At 64.2% G+C, this 17,105-nt stretch carries 20 protein-coding genes; 14 read left to right on the top strand and 6 right to left on the bottom strand.

What is annotated here, in order from left to right; all coding sequences use genetic code 11:
* The 13 genes from tsf to KAY22_RS14340 form a co-directional block, all read left to right on the top strand.
* A partial coding sequence (tsf, locus tag KAY22_RS14280; RefSeq protein WP_296624095.1) for a translation elongation factor Ts occupies positions 1-441 on the top strand: 441 nt, incomplete at its 5' end.
* Positions 442-595: 154 nt separating this feature from the next.
* Positions 596-1,309 (top strand): UMP kinase, encoded by a 714-nt coding sequence (pyrH, locus tag KAY22_RS14285; RefSeq protein WP_165321527.1) that lies wholly within the window; start codon positions 596-598, stop codon positions 1,307-1,309.
* A 12-nt stretch (positions 1,310-1,321) separates the two neighbouring features.
* A complete protein-coding gene (gene frr / locus KAY22_RS14290; protein WP_296624096.1) occupies positions 1,322-1,879 on the top strand; it encodes a ribosome recycling factor in 558 nt (185 codons plus the stop codon).
* A gap of 5 nt (positions 1,880-1,884) precedes the next feature.
* Positions 1,885-2,625 (top strand): isoprenyl transferase, encoded by a 741-nt coding sequence (locus KAY22_RS14295; RefSeq protein ID WP_296624112.1) that lies wholly within the window; start codon positions 1,885-1,887, stop codon positions 2,623-2,625.
* Between the two features lie 12 nt (positions 2,626-2,637).
* A complete protein-coding gene (locus KAY22_RS14300) occupies positions 2,638-3,438 on the top strand; it encodes a phosphatidate cytidylyltransferase (protein ID WP_296624097.1) in 801 nt (266 codons plus the stop codon).
* Between the two features lie 2 nt (positions 3,439-3,440).
* Entirely contained in the window at positions 3,441-4,598 is a 1,158-nt protein-coding gene (locus KAY22_RS14305; protein ID WP_296624098.1) for a 1-deoxy-D-xylulose-5-phosphate reductoisomerase, read from the top strand.
* Positions 4,595-5,728 carry an RIP metalloprotease RseP gene (gene rseP / locus KAY22_RS14310; protein ID WP_296624099.1) on the top strand — a complete coding sequence of 378 codons (1,134 nt, stop codon included), beginning with the start codon at positions 4,595-4,597 and terminating at the stop codon, positions 5,726-5,728. The genes KAY22_RS14305 and rseP overlap by 4 nt, the downstream gene beginning before the upstream one ends.
* Before the next feature lie 70 nt (positions 5,729-5,798).
* A complete protein-coding gene (gene bamA / locus KAY22_RS14315; protein ID WP_296624100.1) occupies positions 5,799-8,510 on the top strand; it encodes an outer membrane protein assembly factor BamA in 2,712 nt (903 codons plus the stop codon).
* Positions 8,510-9,142 (top strand): OmpH family outer membrane protein, encoded by a 633-nt coding sequence (locus KAY22_RS14320; RefSeq protein WP_296624101.1) that lies wholly within the window; start codon positions 8,510-8,512, stop codon positions 9,140-9,142. Before bamA ends, KAY22_RS14320 begins: the two co-directional genes overlap by 1 nt.
* 10 nt (positions 9,143-9,152) lie before the next feature.
* Positions 9,153-9,626 carry a 3-hydroxyacyl-ACP dehydratase FabZ gene (gene fabZ, locus KAY22_RS14325; protein ID WP_296624102.1) on the top strand — a complete coding sequence of 158 codons (474 nt, stop codon included), beginning with the start codon at positions 9,153-9,155 and terminating at the stop codon, positions 9,624-9,626.
* Between the two features lie 111 nt (positions 9,627-9,737).
* Positions 9,738-9,968: a 50S ribosomal protein L31 gene (rpmE, locus tag KAY22_RS14330; protein WP_296624103.1), complete on the top strand. Its 231-nt coding sequence runs from the start codon at positions 9,738-9,740 to the stop codon at positions 9,966-9,968.
* A gap of 90 nt (positions 9,969-10,058) precedes the next feature.
* On the top strand, positions 10,059-10,409 hold the full coding sequence (locus KAY22_RS14335) for a hypothetical protein (RefSeq protein ID WP_296624104.1): 351 nt from the start codon (positions 10,059-10,061) through the stop codon (positions 10,407-10,409).
* Entirely contained in the window at positions 10,406-11,194 is a 789-nt protein-coding gene (locus tag KAY22_RS14340; RefSeq protein WP_296624105.1) for a class I SAM-dependent methyltransferase, read from the top strand. Before KAY22_RS14335 ends, KAY22_RS14340 begins: the two co-directional genes overlap by 4 nt.
* Here KAY22_RS14340 and KAY22_RS14345 read toward each other — a convergent pair.
* From KAY22_RS14345 to KAY22_RS14355, 3 genes are all read right to left on the bottom strand, one after another.
* Positions 11,191-12,081 (bottom strand): tyrosine-protein phosphatase, encoded by an 891-nt coding sequence (locus KAY22_RS14345; protein ID WP_296624106.1) that lies wholly within the window; start codon positions 12,079-12,081, stop codon positions 11,191-11,193. The genes KAY22_RS14340 and KAY22_RS14345 overlap by 4 nt on opposite strands.
* Before the next feature lie 5 nt (positions 12,082-12,086).
* Positions 12,087-12,863 (bottom strand): SDR family oxidoreductase, encoded by a 777-nt coding sequence (locus KAY22_RS14350; protein ID WP_296624107.1) that lies wholly within the window; start codon positions 12,861-12,863, stop codon positions 12,087-12,089.
* A gap of 76 nt (positions 12,864-12,939) precedes the next feature.
* Positions 12,940-15,105: a TonB-dependent receptor gene (locus KAY22_RS14355; RefSeq protein ID WP_296624108.1), complete on the bottom strand. Its 2,166-nt coding sequence runs from the start codon at positions 15,103-15,105 to the stop codon at positions 12,940-12,942.
* A 166-nt stretch (positions 15,106-15,271) separates the two neighbouring features.
* On the opposite strand from KAY22_RS14355, the gene KAY22_RS14360 reads away from it, so the two are divergent.
* Complete coding sequence (locus KAY22_RS14360; RefSeq protein WP_296624109.1) at positions 15,272-15,943, top strand: TetR/AcrR family transcriptional regulator; 672 nt, start codon at positions 15,272-15,274, stop codon at positions 15,941-15,943.
* Positions 15,944-15,958: 15 nt separating this feature from the next.
* Here KAY22_RS14360 and KAY22_RS14365 read toward each other — a convergent pair whose 3' ends face one another.
* The 3 genes from KAY22_RS14365 to KAY22_RS14370 are packed head-to-tail and all read right to left on the bottom strand — an operon-like array spanning position 15,959 to position 16,842.
* Positions 15,959-16,213 carry a hypothetical protein gene (locus KAY22_RS14365; protein WP_296624110.1) on the bottom strand — a complete coding sequence of 85 codons (255 nt, stop codon included), beginning with the start codon at positions 16,211-16,213 and terminating at the stop codon, positions 15,959-15,961.
* A gap of 22 nt (positions 16,214-16,235) precedes the next feature.
* Positions 16,236-16,589: a hypothetical protein gene (locus tag KAY22_RS27945; RefSeq protein WP_366514090.1), complete on the bottom strand. Its 354-nt coding sequence runs from the start codon at positions 16,587-16,589 to the stop codon at positions 16,236-16,238.
* Entirely contained in the window at positions 16,543-16,842 is a 300-nt protein-coding gene (locus tag KAY22_RS14370; protein ID WP_296624111.1) for a hypothetical protein, read from the bottom strand. The genes KAY22_RS27945 and KAY22_RS14370 overlap by 47 nt, the downstream gene beginning before the upstream one ends.
* Positions 16,843-17,105: the final 263 nt, after the last annotated feature.

Here is a 17,105-nt window from a genome sequence, read left to right on the forward strand (position 1 = left end):
GGCCTCGGCAAGATCGGCGTGCTCGTCGCGCTCGAGGGCGACGCTCCCGTCGCCGAGATGGAAGCCGTCGGCAAGCAGATCGCGATGCACATCGCGGCCGCTTTCCCGCAGGCGCTGACCGAGGACAGCCTCGACCCGACCGTGATCGAGCGCGAGCGCGCGATCGCTGCCGAGAAGGCCGCCGAATCGGGCAAGCCCGCCGAGATCATCGAGAAGATGGTTCAGGGTGCGGTTGCGAAGTTCCGCAAGGAAAACGCGCTGCTCAGCCAGATCTTCGTCATGGACAACAAGACCCCGATCGCACAGGTCGTCGCCAACGCGGCCAAGGCGGCCGGTGGCTCGATCGTGCTGAAGGACTATGTCCGCTTCCAGCTCGGTGAAGGCATCGAGAAGGAAGTCAGCGACTTCGCGGCGGAAGTCGCGGCTGCCGCCAACGGCTGATCCGTCTGGAAAAGGCCCGCTCTTTCGGTTTCGACCGGGGGAGCGGGCCTTTTTCATGCCCGCTGCACCGGCGCCGCCGCCGTGGCGCTTGGCAGCGGGTGATGCTGCCCCTAAGGTGCGGCCACAGCTTTAAGATAATGAGTAACGAGAACCTATGGACCGTCCGCGCTTCAAACGTATCCTGCTGAAGCTATCGGGTGAGGTTCTGATGGGGCAGGGGCAGTTCGGCATCGATCCCGAAACCGTCGCCCGCGTCGCCCGCGAGATCGCCGATGTCGCCACGCAATACGAACTCTGCCTGGTGGTCGGTGGCGGTAACATCTTCCGCGGGTTGGCCGCTGCCGCCAAGGGCTTCGACCGCACGAGCGCCGATTATATGGGGATGCTCGCGACCGTCATGAACGCGCTCGCGGTGCAGAATGCGCTCGAACAGATCGGTGTCGACACGCGGGTTCAGTCCGCCATTCCGATGTCCACCGTGTGCGAGCCCTTCATCCGTCGCCGCGCCGAGCGCCACCTGGAAAAGGGGCGGATCGTGATTTTCGCAGCCGGCACCGGCAACCCCTATTTCACCACCGACAGCGCGGCCGCGCTGCGCGCGGCGGAGATGGGATGCGATGCGCTGCTCAAGGGAACCTCGGTCGACGGCGTCTACAATGCCGACCCCAAGAAGGATCCGACGGCAACCCGCTACGAAACCGTGACCTTCAACCGCGTGCTCGCCGACGACCTCAAGGTCATGGATGCCAGCGCGGTGGCGCTGTGCCGGGACAATGATATTCCGATCGTGGTATTCAACATCCGCGAGCAGGGCAATCTGGCCCGCGTGCTCGGGGGAACGGGTACGGCCACGGTCGTTCAGAACTAGGGAGACTAAGCCATGCCCGCCTATAACAAGGCCGATCTCGAACGCCGCATGCACGGTGCCGTCGAATCGCTGAAGAGCGATCTGACCGGCCTGCGCACCGGCCGCGCCTCGATCAACCTGCTCGATCCGGTCACGGTCGAGATTTACGGCGCGCAAATGCCGTTGAACCAGGCGGCGACCGTCACCGCACCCGAACCGCGCATGTTGTCGGTGCAGGTGTGGGATCGCTCCAATGTCGGCCCTGTCGACAAGGCGATCCGCTCGGCAGGCCTCGGCCTCAATCCGATCGTCGATGGCCAGACGCTGCGTATTCCGATTCCCGACCTGACCGAAGAGCGTCGCAAGGAACTCGCCAAGCTGGCCAGCCAATATGCCGAGAAGGCGCGCGTTGCCGTCCGCAACGTCCGTCGCGACGGCATGGATAGCCTGAAGCTCGACGAGAAGAAGGGCGAGATCAGCGAGGACGATCGCAAGCGGCGCGAGACCGAAGTGCAGAAGATGACCGACGCGACGATTGCCGAGGTCGATGCTGCAGCGGCCGCAAAGGAAAAGGAAATCCTCGGGAAGTGAGCGGCTTGTCCGCCAGCCCTGTGACCAATGCCGAAGCTGCGGGGGGCAACGGCATGCCGCGCCATGTGGCGATCATCATGGACGGCAATGGTCGCTGGGCAAAGCGGCGCTTTCTTCCCCGCGTAGCCGGTCATAGAGCCGGCGCCGAAGCCGTGCGCGTCACCGTCAAGGCAGCAGCCGACATGGGACTTCGCGCTCTCACTCTCTATGCCTTTTCTTCGGAAAACTGGCGGCGTTCGGCCGAGGAGGTCACCGACCTCATGGGCCTGCTGCGCCATTATCTCCGCAAGGAAGTGGCCGAGTTGCACCGCAACGGCATCCGCCTTCGCACGATCGGCGACATCAGCGCGCTCGAGGGCGATCTGATCGGGCTGGTGCGCGACGGTGTCGAACTCACCAAGAACAATCGTCGCCTCGATTTCGTGCTGGCGCTGAATTACGGCGCGCAGGATGAGATGCTTCGCGCCGTGCGGGGCATCGCCACCGAAGTGCAGGCGGGAAAACTGGACCCCCAGTCGATTGATCAGGCAATGATCGAAGCTCGGCTCGATACGTGCGACCTGCCTCCACTCGACCTCCTGATCAGGACGTCGGGCGAGCGGCGGTTGTCCAACTTCCTGCTGTGGCAGGCCGCCTATGCCGAACTTTTGTTCGTCGACACGCTATGGCCCGATTTTGACGGCAAGGCGCTCTCGGCAGCAATCGCCGACTTCGGTACCCGCGAGCGGCGCTTCGGCGGGCGCTGAGCCTCCTTTCTGATGGCCCTTGCACGCGAACTCAGACTCCGGATCGTTTCTGGCATCGTGATGATGGCGGTTGCGCTCGCGGCCTTGTGGTTCGGCGGAGTTGCCTTCTGGGCGCTGGCATCGTTGCTCGCGATCCTGATGATGGCCGAATGGGCGACGATGGCGCAGGCGCCGCGCTGGCAGCAATTGCTGGCCATGGCAGCGGTCGGCGCGCTGATGCTGTCGTCATTGTCCTTTGCCGATCCGGTCAAGATGGCCACGATCGCCAGCCGCCTGATCGCGCAGACCGTCGATCTGACCGGCCTGGCCGCGATCCTCATTGCGGTCGTCAGCTTCCGGGCTCGCCTTGGCGGAGGGGTGCTCTATGCAGTGTTTCCGGCGGTTGCGCTGATTTATATTCGCGAACAGCCTGAGCAGGGCTTTGCTTTGTCGCTGTGGACACTGGTGGTCGTCTGGGCGACCGACATCGGCGCTTTTTTTGCCGGCAGGGCGATTGGCGGTCCCAAGATTGCTCCCTCCATCAGCCCCAGCAAGACCTGGGCGGGTCTGGCGGGCGGCATGGTCGGTGCGCTGATCTGCGGAGCCGCCGTCGCATCCGCATTCGGGCTTGGAACAGCCTTCCTGATCGCTGGTGCGCCGCTGGCCGTGGCCGCGCAAGCCGGGGACTTTTTCGAAAGCTGGCTCAAGCGCCGCTCCGGCGTTAAGGATAGCGGAACGCTGCTTCCCGGTCATGGTGGCGTCCTGGACCGGCTCGACGGCGTCGTTCCAGTCGCGCTCCTTGTCGCGGCGGGCGTTGCGGGGGGGATTTTGTGACCGTGAAGAGCGTATCCATCCTTGGCGCGACCGGCTCGATCGGTACGTCGACCCTCGATCTGGTCGAGCGCGATCGCGAGGCATTCCGTGTCGTCGCGCTGACTGCACAGCGCGATGTGGCCGGCCTTGCCGATGCGGCGCGCCGTACGGGGGCCGAACTGGCGGTCATAGGCGATCCCGCACTTTATGGAGCACTGAAAGACGCCCTGTCGGGCAGCGCCACCGAGGTCGCCGCCGGCGAGGACGCCGTGGTGGAGGCAGCCTCACGCGGCGCCGACTGGACGATGGCCGCGATCGTCGGCACCGCCGGGTTGCTGTCCACCATGGCCGCGTTGCGCGGCGGACGGACGGTCGCTCTGGCGAACAAGGAGTCGCTGGTCTCGGCGGGTGCGCTGATGACCGACGCTGCGAAGCGCCATGGTGCGACGCTGCTCCCCGTCGATTCCGAGCATAATGCCGTCTTTCAATGTTTCGACCATGGCGCGCCGGGCAGCATCCGCAAGGTGACGCTGACCGCGAGCGGCGGGCCGTTCCGCGACTGGACGCTCGACGCGATGCGTTCGGTCACCCCTGCGCAGGCGGTCAAGCATCCGAACTGGTCGATGGGGGCCAAGATATCGGTCGACAGCGCGACGCTGATGAACAAGGGCCTCGAACTGATCGAGGCTTTCCATCTGTTCCCGCTGGAGGCCGACCAGTTCGACGCGATCGTACACCCGCAATCGGTGATCCATGCGCTGGTCGATTATGTCGATGGATCGGTTCTGGCCCATCTCGGTTCGCCCGATATGCGGACGCCGATCGCCCATTGCCTGGCCTGGCCGCACCGCATGGCGACGCCCTGCCAGCGGCTCGACCTAGCTGCCGTCGGCCGGCTCGATTTCCGGGCGCCCGATCTGGAACGCTTCCCAGCCTTCGCTCTCGCCAAGGACATACTGGCCGAGGGGGCAGGGCGCGCCGTGATCCTCAATGCGGCCAATGAGGTGGCCGTCGGCGCCTTTCTCGACGGTCGGATCGGCTTTCTCGACATCGCGTTAATCGTGCGCAAAGCTCTGGATCGCTACGATCCCGGCTCGCCGTCCTGCCTGGAAGAGGTCTTCGCTATCGATGTGGAGGCGCGGGCCGTGGCACGGGATGCGATGGAGACTATCGGCGCGTGACAGAACATCCTGGTATCCTGTTCACGATATTCGCTTTTTTGCTCGTCATCGGGCCGCTGATCTTCGTTCATGAACTGGGCCATTATCTGGTCGGTCGCTGGTGCGGGGTGAAGGCCGATGCCTTCTCGATCGGCTTCGGTCGCGAGATTGCCGGCTACACCGACTCGCGTGGCACCCGCTGGAAGCTGGGCTGGATCCCCATGGGCGGCTATGTGAAGTTCGCGGGGGACATGAACCCTGCGAGCCAGCCGACGCCCGAATGGCTCGCTTTGCCGCCCGAGGAGCGCGCCAGGACCTTTCAGGCCAAGGCCGTCTGGCAACGGTTCCTGATCGTCTTTGCGGGGCCGGCGACGAATTTTCTCGTCGCGATCGGCATCTTCATGGCTTTCTTTGCGGCTTATGGCGTGCCGCGAACCCCTGCGACGCTTTCGGCCGTCATCGACAAGTCGCCTGCCGCCGCCGCCGGTTTGCAGCCGGGCGACCGTATCACAGCCGTCGCCGGGCGACCGGTCGACACTTTCGACGAAATGGCGGAGATGATCCGCTTCCGGCCAGACGAGCGGCTTTCACTCTCGGTCGAGCGGGGCGGGCAATTGCTTTCGGTCAGCGTGAAGACCACCGCCAATATCGAGCGTGACCGCTTCGGCAACGAATTCCGCAAGGGAACGATTGGCGTCATGTCGGGCCAGCAGGTAATCGAGCGCGTTCCGCTGCTCGAACTCCCCGCTGAGGCGACGCGGCAGACCTTCGGCATCGTCCGGACGATGATCGATACGCTCGGACAGATCGTCACGGGGCGCCGTTCGGTCAAGGAATTGGGCGGTCCGATCAAGATCGCGCAGGTGTCGGGGCAACAGGCCTCGCTGGGCCTGCTCAACTTCGTCATGCTGATGGCCCTCATCTCGATTAATCTGGGATTCATCAACCTGTTGCCAATCCCCATGCTCGACGGCGGCCATCTGGTCTTCTACCTGTTCGAGGGAATAGCGCGCCGGCCGGTCCCTGAAAGGGCTATGGAATGGGCGTTTCGATCCGGCTTGGCCGTACTGCTGTCCTTCATGATCTTCGTTACGCTCAACGATATTCTGTCGCTGGGCGCTCTGGAGAGGCTTGCCGGGTTGATCGGCTGACCGTGATCGGGCAGTGCATGCGCACCTTCCTTGCTTGGGGGGGCTTGGATTCTATGGAAGCGGGGAACGCGTGACGGCGACGAGGAAGAATTTCGGCAGGGCTCGCTTTTGTTCGGCGCTGCTCGTCGGCACGATGCTGGGTGGCGTTTCGCAACCGCTGTTCGCGCAGGAGGCCACCGCGCCGCAGATGGCGCCTGCGCCGAGTGCGCCGGTAACCATTGGCACGATCAAGACCGTCAACGTCGCGGGCTCCGAACGTCTGGAGCCGGACACCGTCCGCTCCTATGTCAAGCTTGTCCCCGGCGAGAGCTACACCCGCGAAGCGCTCGACCAGGCGCTGAAGGATCTCTACGAAACCGAATTGTTCGCCGACGTGCAGGTCCGCGACGATGGGCAGGGCAACATCACCCTGCAGGTTCGCGAGAACCCGGTCGTCAACCGCATCGTGCTGGAAGGCAACAAGCGGCTCAAGTCGGACAAGATCAATCCCGAGATCAAGCTGGCGCCGCGCCAGATCTTCACCCGGTCGAAGGTCCGTGCCGACGTTGCACGCATCATCGAGCTATATCGTCGCCAGGGGCGTTTCGCCGCAACGGTCGAGCCGAAGATGGTCCAGCTCGACCAGAACCGCGTCGACATCATTTTCGAGATCAGCGAGGGCGACAAGTCCAAGGTCCGCAAGATCAACATCATCGGGAACGAGAAATTCTCCGATGGCCGCCTGCGCGGCGAGATGGCCACCAAGCAGACCGGCATCACCAAGATCTTCTCGTCGGGTACCAGCTATGACCCCGACCGGATGTCCTACGACCAGCAGAAGCTGCGCCAATATTATCTGACGCAGGGCTATGCCGATTTCCGCGTGGTATCCGCCGTGGCCGAACTGACCCCGGACAAGAAGGACTTCATCATCACTTATGTGGTGGAAGAAGGACAGCGCTACAAATTCGGCGACGTCGGCCTCGAGAGCGAGATCCGCGACATCAAGGCGGACACGTTCAAATATCTGCTGCCGATGAAGAAGGGCGACTGGTACAACGCCAAGGCGGTCGAGGACACGGTCGACGCTATCACCGAGGCGACCGGTGTGTTCGGCTTCACCCCCGACGTCCGCCCGGACTTCAACCGCGACAAGGACGAACTGACGATGGGGGTGGTCTTCAAGATCAACCAGTCGCCGCGCGTCTATGTCGAACGGATCGACATCAACGGCAACACGCATACCAAGGACAAGGTGGTCCGCCGCGAGTTCCGCATGTCGGAAGGCGACGCCTTCAACAGCTTCAAGGTCAAGCGGTCGCGCGACCGTATCCAGTCGCTCGGCTTCTTCCAGGACAAGTTCGAGATCGAGCAGAAGCCCGGCTCCGCGCCCGACCGCGTCGTGCTCGAAGCCAATGTCGAGGAAAAGTCGACCGGCGAACTCCAGGTTTCGGCAGGCTATTCGAGCCTCGAGCGCTTCATCGTCGATCTGTCGATCCGCGAGCGCAACTTCATGGGCAAGGGCCAGGAAGTCCGTGCCGGCGTCAGCTATTCGACCTATTCGAAGTCGATCGAACTGGGCTTCACAGAGCCTTATGTGTTCGACAAGAACATCGCGGTTGGCTTCGACGTGTTCCGCCGCGATTATAATTCGTTCAATTTCGCGGGTAACGACCGCAACACGACCTATGAGCAGACCACGACGGGTTTCCAGATCCGCGCCGGTATCCCGCTGACCGAGTTCATCACGCTCGCGACACGCTATGGCCTCAGCTACGATCAGGTGTCGCTGAACAAGTTTACCTTCTACACCGATACCAACAATGACGGCATTCGCGATACCTGCGATCCGATCGTTGCCGGTCGCTACCTCTGCGACGCCATCGGTAATCGGGTGACCTCGTCGGTCGGCTACTCGCTCGTGTTCGATAATCTGAACAACCGCCTGCGCCCGACGCGCGGTCAGCGCGCCGTGTTCAGCCAAGACTTCGCCGGCCTCGGCGGCACGGTCCGCTATATCAAGACCACCGCTCAGGCGACCAAATATTGGGGCATCGGCAGCGGCTTCGTCTTCTCTGCCAGCGCCGAGGGCGGCTATATCAAGGGCCTTGGGCAGCAGGTCCGTCTGATCGACCGCTTCTACCTCGGCGAGCCCGATATGCGTGGCTTCGGCATTCGAGGCGTCGGTCCGCGCGTGATCCGGTCCTTCTACGACAGCACGACCGGGACGTTCCTGACGGATCGCAATTCGCAGACCGACGATGCGCTCGGCGGCAACGCATATTATCGCGGGCGCCTCGAGCTCGAAATTCCTCTGGGCAATGGCGCGCGAGAGCTTGGCCTGAGACCGTCCATCTTTATGGACGTCGGTGCGGTGTTCGGTACCAGCCGGCCGGCGCTCACAGCTCCGGAGATCGCAGGCTATCCGTTCCAACTCGACGCTAACGGCAAATATCTGCCCGTCGAGCGCCTTGTCCTCGATAGCCAGGGGCGGCAGATCTACACGGTGCCGCTTACCGACACGATCAATCCGGGCGCATCGACGCTGTGCGCGGTCGGCTATTCGGCGACGGCCACCGGCCCTTGCGTCGGAAGCTCGCAGAATACGCGGGCGTTCTCCACGATCAGCCCGTTCCGCGAGGACTTCGTCGGCAACACCGCCAAGCCGCGTCTCTCGGTCGGTTTCGGCGTGAACTGGAACTCGCCCTTCGGCCCGTTCCGCATCGACATCGCCAAGGCCCTCCTCAAGGAGAAGGGCGACAACACCAAGACCTTCCAATTCAACGTAGGGACACAGTTCTGATGAAAGCCTTTCTGAAGACCGCCGCTGCTGCTGCGGCGCTGATGCTCGTGCCGGCCGCCGCCAATGCGCAGGCCGCTGCTGCTGCCGCCGCTCCGGCCGCAGTTGCCGTCGTCGATCTCGACGCCGCGATCGTCAACTCCGCTGCCTTCCAGTCGGCGATGAACCAGGTCCAGACGACCTACAAGACCCAGATCACGGCCGCGCAGACCCGCCAGACCGCGCTGCAGGGCGAGTTGAACACGCTGCGCACCGAGATTGAGAATCTCCAGAAGAACAGCGCGACGCCGAAGGCGACGCTCGATGCGAAGATCGCCACCTTCCAGCAGAAGGGCCAGGCTGCCCAGGCCGAACTGCAGCGGCTCGCCGCCCCGTTCGCCCGCCCGCAGGCCTATGTCCGCGAGCAGGTCGAAGCCAAGGTCGAGCAGGCCCTGAAGGCCGCGATGACCGCGAAGAAGGTCGGCGTTGTGCTGCGCCCGGAAGCCGCTTTCGCCTTCCAGCCGAGTTCGGACCTGACCCCCGACGTCGTGACCCAGCTCAACGCGCTGGTGCCGAGCGCCTCGATCACCCCGCCGGCCAACTGGCAGCCGGGCCAGTCGGAGCAGGCTCCGGCAGCGGCGCCGCAGGGCCGCTGATCGCAACGCGATGAGCGACGACATCAAGACTGTGCTTGGCCCGCTGGACGTGCGGCGGGTCATGGCCGCGATCCCGCACCGTTACCCCATGCTCCTCGTCGACCGCGTCGAGGAGTTGGTAGTGAACGAGCGTATCTCCGCCATCAAGGCCGTGACGATCAACGAGGAATTCTTCCAGGGGCATTTCCCCGGACGTCCGATCATGCCGGGCGTGTTGATCGTCGAGGCGCTGGCACAAGCGGCCGGCGTGCTCGCCGTGGAATCGCTGGGCCTGTCCGGTTCGGGCAAGCTCGTCTATTTCATGACGATCGACGAAGTGAAGTTCCGTACCCCGGTCGAACCGGGCGTGCTGCTGCGCCTCGACGTCGCCTTCGCGCAGAAGCGCGGCAGCGTCTGCAAGTTCGAGGGCAAGGCCTATCTGGGCGACAAGCTCGCCGCCCAGGCCAATTTCACCGCGATGATCGCCGATCCGCCCAAGGAATGATCGCCCGTGCGGGCTTCGGTGTCGGCCTTGCCATCGCGCGGCCGACACTGTAAGGGCCGCGCTTCGCTTCCCCAGGCTGGTCGGAACCAGCCATTTTTGGAGCTTCTGACGATGAAGAAAGATATCCATCCCGATTACCACCGGATCAAGGTCCAGCTGGTCGACGGTACGACCTACGACACCCACTCGACCTGGGGTTCGGAAGGCGAAACGCTGCAGCTCGACATCGATCCCTCGGTTCACCCGGCGTGGACCGGTGGCAAGACGCAGCTGCTCGATGCCGGCGGCCAGGTGGCACGCTTCAACAAGCGCTTCGGCGGGCTGTCGCTCACCAAGAAGTAAGCTTGGTTCCGAGCTTCGGACATGGATATGGCTGGGCGATCGCCCGGCCATTTTCATTTGGGAGACAGGTCGTTCACGATGCCGGCGACGATGTTCCCTGACCGCGCGCGCCGTTGGCTCTATGCGGCTGCCATATTGACCATCTACGGGCTGGCGATCATGCCGTCGGACAAGGCGCCAGACCTCGGTGCCGGCGACAAGATCAACCACATAGCCGCCTTCCTGTTTCTCACCTTGTTCGGTCGCTGGGCCCTGCGCGCCACGGGGCGGCTGCGGCTCGCCATCGGCCTGTCCTTCTTCGGTGCCTTGATCGAAGCGACACAAGCGATCCCGGCGCTCAATCGGGATGCCGGCGCTTGGGACTGGATCGCCGACAGTGCCGCGATCGGCGTGGCGCTGCTGCTCGCCTGGCCGGTGGAAAGGCTGCTGAGACGGCCATGATACACACTCTCCGCCTGCAGAACGAAGAGGCGGATGCGTTGTTCTGGCATCTGGCGGCCGAGGCGGGGCTCGATCCGAAGGATCGCTGGGTCGGTGGCTATGCCGCCTATGAATGGGCCCATCTGCGTCATGTGTTGGGCTCCTACCGGCTCGATGTCGCGGGCAAGGACGTGCTCGAATTCGGCTGCAATGTCGGCGGCTCTCTCGTCGTTCTGGCAGCGCTGGGCGCGCGAGCGACCGGCGTCGATGTCGACCCGTCTCTTCCGCCGCTGGCCCTCGCCAATTGTCGGCGACACGGTCTGGAGGCGAGGACGACCGCGATCGAAGCGGGCAGGGCGCTGCCGTTTGACGATGCGAGCTTCGACCTGATCGTCGCCAACAGTGTCTTGGAATATGTCGCCGACGATGCGCTGGCCCGGACCATCGGCGAATTCCATCGGCTGCTCCGGCCGGGTGGCCATCTGTTGATCTGTGGCACCGCCAGCCGTCTGTCGCCGAAGGAAAGCCACTCGGGCCGCTGGCTCGTCAATTATTGGCCCAGGGCGCTCGACCGCCTCACCGGTCGCCCCCTCCAGCGTGGTCTGTCGCCGCTGGCGCTGGCAGCGGCGCTCAAGGGGCGTTTCGCTCGTGCCCCCGATACCGACGCGGCCTGGTGCAGCGCGCGTGTCGCGATCCATGGTCGTCTGACCACAGCGACTCGCGCCTGCCGGGCGGTGGGACGCCTGACGGGGCTCGGGCCGGGTTGGATATCGCCGACGATCGAACTGCTGTTACGACGCCTCTAACGTTCGAGATATTTGCGCCGGATCATATCGATCTGCGCGTCGCTGAGGCCCAGCCCCTTTCGGACATAGGCATCCATCGAGCCATAGACCCGATCAACCTCCGCAAAGGCGCTGTCCAGATAGGCGCGCCTGACCCCCAAGACGGGTTCGAGATTGGCCGGATCGATCGGCGCACCCGACGCCTTGAGCGACGCGAGGATGCCGGCATTCTTCTGCGCGAGATAGGTGTTGCTGGCGAGATAGTCATAGAAGATCCGCTCGCGCGGTACGCCGAGGATCGACAGCAGCACGGCCGAGGCCCAGCCGGTGCGATCCTTGCCCGCCGTGCAATGATAGACGAGCGGGCCCGTCGCCGGGTCGGCCACCAGCGCGAACAGCGCGCGATAGGCCGCCTGCGCGCTGGGCAGCGAGACGAAATCGCGATTGGCCGCTTCGAGCAGTTCCACGCCGCGCCCGGCCGCGATCGCCGCCTGCGCCTTGCGCATGTCGCCGCCGAGCGAGCCATCGGCATCCGCCGAGACGTCGAGGATGATATGCCTCGCGCCGCGCGGCAGCCGGTCGGGCTCGCGCGCCCGTTCGCTCTCGGTGCGGAGGTCGACGACATAAGCGAGGCGCAGCCCCTCCATCGCCGCGAGATCCGCATCGGTCAGGCGGTCGAGCTGGTCCGACCGAAAGAGCAGCCCAGGCTTTACCCTCCGCCCGTCTCCGGTCTGATAGCCCCCGAGGTCTCCGAAATTGGGCGCGCCCTGCAATTGGGGCGTCGCACTGGCCGGGGGTGGCCGGTCGATCGCCGCGCGCTCCCGGGGGGCAGGGGCCGTGCAGGCGCCGAGGCCCAGCAGGGCCAGGACAGTGGTGGCCGCCAATGTCCGCAGCTTTGCTCGTGCCATCTCGCTCATCCTCGCTGTGAAGAAATGTTGCCGCCGTCGACGACAAACTCCGCCGCCGTGACATAGCTCGCCTCGCGCGACAGGAGGAATCGGACCACGCGGCCGATCTCGGCCGGCTCGCCGATCCGGTCCTGCAGAATGCGGCGCTCGAAATGGCCGGCGGGCAGGGCGTCGACCGCCGGTTTCATCATGGCCGTCATGATGATGCCGGGCGAAACCGAGTTGATCCGCACCCCGTCGCGCGCCAGCCGGTCGGCCAGCGAGCGCACCAGCGAGAGCATCCCGCCCTTGGCCGCGCTGTAGATCGGGTTCATCGCATTGCCGAGCGTCGCGTTGATCGAGGTGATCGCGACCACCGCCGAATGCGCGTTCGCCGCGAGGTCGGGCAGGGCGCCCTGGACGAGAAAAGCGAGCGCGCGCAGGTGGACGGCGATCCCGTCTTCCCAGCTTTGCGGCGTCATGCCGTCGATCGACGCGGTGTCGACCGTCCCGGCCGCATGGACGATCCCGCCGATCGGCCCGAGCGCGGCGCGGCTGTCCGCCAGCGCCCGGCTGATATCGGCGATGTCGCGCAGGTCGGCGCGCGTCGCGAAAACCGGAACGCCGTAGCGGGTGCGGAGGGTTTCTGCCGCCCGGCCGACACCTTCGGCGTTGATGTCCCACAAAGCCACCGGGCGGCCGACCGCTGCGAGCGCTTCGGCCGAGGCGAGGCCGATGCCGGAAGCGCCGCCGGTGATCACGACAGGCGTAGCGGGCGCGCCGAGCGCGGGTTCGTAGCTCAAACTGTCATCCTCTCGATATTATCGTTGGCGGGCGCGACGGTCCAAAGACTGCCGCGCCTCCTTTGGGTCCATGCTGTCAGAGCTCGACGCTGAGGTCGATGCCATAGGTGCGCGGCTCGCCATAGATCGCGCCGGGGCGACCGATGTTGAACTGCAGCAGATAATAATCCTTGTCGGTCAGATTGCGCGCCCACAGCGCGGCGCTGACGCCCGCGAGCCCCGGAATGTCGCCCAGGCTGAGCCGCGCGTTCATCAGGCCATAGTCGCCGACGACATAGCGTCCGCCGGTGACGGTCGCGTTGGTGAACTTGTCGCTCTGCAGCGAATAATTGACGTTGGCGGTCAGCTTGCCGATCGGCGTCGGCGGCAGATCATAGGACAGGTCGAGTGCCAGCGTGTGTGCGGGCGCGTTGGTGAAGCGATAATCGCGCGCCACATCGACCCCGGCCGCGTTGAGGATGCGCTGATAGCGGGCGTGCAGATAGCTATAGTTCGCGGTGATCCGCAGCGCGCGCACGGGCACCAGCGTCAGGTCCATCTCGATGCCCTTGACCGTCGCGCGACCGGCGTTGAGCACGTCGGTCAGGCGGACGTTGGTCGGGTCCGACTGCACGTTGATCTGGATGTCTCGATATTTCGACAGGAAACCCGCCAGATTGAAGCGCAGCCGGTTGTCGAGCCACTGGCTCTTGATCCCGCCCTCGAACGACCACAGCGTCTCCGGCCCGAAGCCCTGGTCGAACCGCGCGAGCGAGCTGGCGCGGATGTTGAAGCCGCCGCTCTTATAGCCCTTCACCGCCTTGGCGTAGAGATGGACGGTCTCGGCAGCATCATAGGCGATAACGAAGGTCGGGCTGAAATCCTTGAAGTCGCGGCTGCCGTCGCCGAGGCCGGGGACCGGGACGATCGCCCCGCCGCCGACCTGCGTCGACCGGGCGAGCGTGGCCGCGCGCTTGTCCCAGCTCTGGCGCAGGCCGACCGTCAGGTGGAGCCGGTCTTCAAGCAGCGCCGGGGTCCACGTCCCTTGCGCGAACAGCGCGTGCGAACGGTTCTTGATGGTGGCGGTGGTGAAGGAGCGCGTCGCCGTCGGCGGGCTGAAGCTGTTGCTGAAATTGCTGCCCTCTTCGGTGAAGAAATAATAGCCGAGGACATATTGCAGCCGGTCTTCGAAGGCATCACCGACCAGCTGGATTTCCTCGCTCCACTGGTCCTGCTTCGCCCGGCTGCTGTTCTTCTGCAGCGGGATCGGGCCGAGGACGCCGGTCAGATAATCCTGGTTCTGAAAGTTATCGAGCTTGCGATAGCCGGTGATCGACCGCACCGTCAGCGTGTCGCTCGGCTGCCACTCGCCGATCAGGCTGTGGCCTTGCGAGACGATATCGTTGGGCAGTAAGTCGCGGACGAGCGGGCTTCCGGCCTTGGGGCGTGGCGCGGTCTGCGGATGGAAGGGCGTCGCTGCGACATAGGCGGGCGTGTCGCCGATCTCGGTGCGGTCATAGGCATAGCGCAGGCTGATCGCGTCGCTCGGCGCCCACAGCATATCGCCGCGCATCGCCTGGCGGTCCTCGTCGCCCCAGCGCTTCACACCGGTGCCGGGATTGCGGACGAAGCCGTCCTGCTGCTGGTTGACATAGGACAGGCGCACCGCCAGCGTCTGGCCGAGCGGCAGGTTCACCGCGCCCTTGAAGCGGCGATGGTCGTAATTCCCGAGCGTCACCTGCCCCTTGAAGCCGAAGGCGTCGAGATCGGGCTTGCGCGTGATGAAGTTGATCGCGCCGCCGGTCGCGTTGCGGCCATAGAGCGTGCCTTGCGGACCGCGTAGCACCTCTATCCGTTCGAGATCGGCGACCTCGACCGCGAGACCCTGGCTGCGCGCGACATAGACCCCGTCCATATAGACCGCGACGCCGCCGTCCTGGGTTATCTGGTCGTCGCTCAGCCCTACGCCGCGCATGAAGACCTGCGTCGTGGCGGCGTTGTTGGGGAAGGGTGTAAGCTGCAGCGCGGGGACGTTGGCGCGCAGGTCGGTCAATCCGGTGATGCCCTTTGATTCCAGCTCGCGCGCACCGAAAGCCGCGATCGAGACCGGTGTCGTCTGGAGCGATTCCTCCCGGCGCTGGGCGGTGACGACGATATCCTCGATCCCGTCCTGTGAGGGCTCGGTCGCGGCCTGCGCCAATAGCGGAGCAGCGGTGCTGCCCAGCAAAGCCACGACGATGAGCTTGATCCTGCGTCCAGACATTCTTCTCTCTCCCTGCAAAGCGGGGTGGATGCGTTGCCCCACACCATTTTCTACGTCTGGTTAGAATATCTACCGTCAGGAAGGTAAAAATACAATCTGCCATTTGCCAAGCTGTTCGCAGGGCGCGATAAGGGCGCAAATCACCCCGTTTTCAGGGAAGAATCGCGTGGCATCTATTGAGCGTCCGGTGATGCGGCAGGCCCGCGGCGACGCGACCCGTCAGGCCATATTGGACGCCGCCGAGCGGGTCTTCGCGCGACTCGGCTATGCGGCCGCCCGGCTCGAGGACGTGGCGCTGGACGTCGGCATAAGGCGGCCGTCGATCGTCTATTATTTCCCCAACAAGCAGCAGCTTTACGACGAGGTCGAGGCGGGCATCTTCGCCGCCATGCACCATTATGTCGTCGAGCGGCTCGTGGGGGCCGAACGCCCGATGGACCAGCTGCTCGGCCTGTTCGACGCCTGGCTCGACTTCCTCGTCGCGCGCCCGACCGCTGCCCGGATCATCCAGCGCCTGATCGCCGACCTCGGCCCGCGCGGGGACAACCCCGTCCGCTTCTCCGAGACCGCGCTGGTCGACATCGAACGCGTGATCGCGGCGGGCGTCGAGGCCGGCGAGTTCCGCGCCGTGTCCGCGATGCACATCCTCAACGGCATCGCCGGCGGCGCCCTGTTCTACGTCTGCAACGCCGCGCAGTTGGGGGAAGGGCGCAGTTACGACCCGGCCGATCCGGCGCAGCTGGAGCCGTTCCGGGCGCTGATGCATACGCTGGCAAAGGCGGCGGTGAGGGATGATAGTAGGCAAGTGCCGGAAGATCTGCCCGCCCAGCATAACTAACCCGCGCGCAGTTAGCTATCCGGCGACCAATTTACCGAGAGCAGGAAGGAAAGGACCGAGCACGGTCACATAGTCAGCCGCGTAGCCCACGAGCTTATGAAACCAGGGCACATAGTTCAGCGTGCCTTGAGTTACCTCCATCTGCCGGACGATCTCGCGTAGCTCGGTGAGATGCGTCTCATTGCCGATATTGCTGTCGATTGCTTGGGCAAGTTCTTGGAAGAGGGTGTCTATATCGAGCCTATTGGTCGAGTTATCAGTTGAGGCCATCAGTGTGCGGTTCTGGTGTCCGCTAATATCGCCTTGGTGTAAGTGACCCGAAAGGTCCCAATGTTAATCGAAGGTGCCGCCTGTGCGGCCTTTTGCTTTTCTTCCATGCTGAAGCTCTGATTCCCTCACCCAGTATGCCATTTTTCTCTAGGCCGATCGCCCAATCCAGCACGAGATTCCTGACCTGCTCGAGCACGTCTAGGAATACACTCTGGGGTGTATGAACATAATATTCGGTGCCCGGCGTCCCGTGCGCTTCGTTCATCCGGGTTTCGAACGCGCCTTGGACCTTGCCGATCAGTTCTCCGGTTCCGTCGCCAGACAATGCCTCAACCTTGGCAATCGAGTCGCCGATCGGAGTTTTTGCAGACTTCATCGATCCACGGGCTGTTGCCCATGACCGGTAAAATGCCGTGGAAGAGTGTGTGCGCCCGGAGCTGCCCGACGGTGCGGCGGTAGGTCGGAACCGTCTCGGGGTCGGAATAGCCGCGCAGCTCGCGATCGACCCATTCGGCGGTGTCTTCAAGCTGCAGTTTGACCGCAGCAAGCTTCACCCGGCGGAGAAGGTCGCTCACCTTTACGTTCGGATCCAGTGCCTGCGCTTGAATTTCCTCGACCGACCCCGCCATGCATCCGCTCCTCTGCCGTGCTTTTAGCATTGTCCCGCGCTATGTCATGCGCTGCAACGGGCGAGGCGGTGAGTGGCGGGGCAAGCGTAGCTGGACGATCTTCATGCCAAAAAGAAAATAGGAATAGCAGTGCAGCCGAAAATCGGCGCACCAGAAATGTCCGCTCAAATATCAGATTTTATATGAAAAATGGCGGAGAGGGTGGGATTCGAACCCACGGTGGGCTTCCACCCACGGCGGTTTTCAAGACCGCTGCCTTAAAC

It is taken from the genome of Rhizorhabdus sp. (assembly GCF_018006725.1).
In the GTDB taxonomy this organism is placed as follows: Bacteria; Pseudomonadota; Alphaproteobacteria; order Sphingomonadales; family Sphingomonadaceae; genus Rhizorhabdus.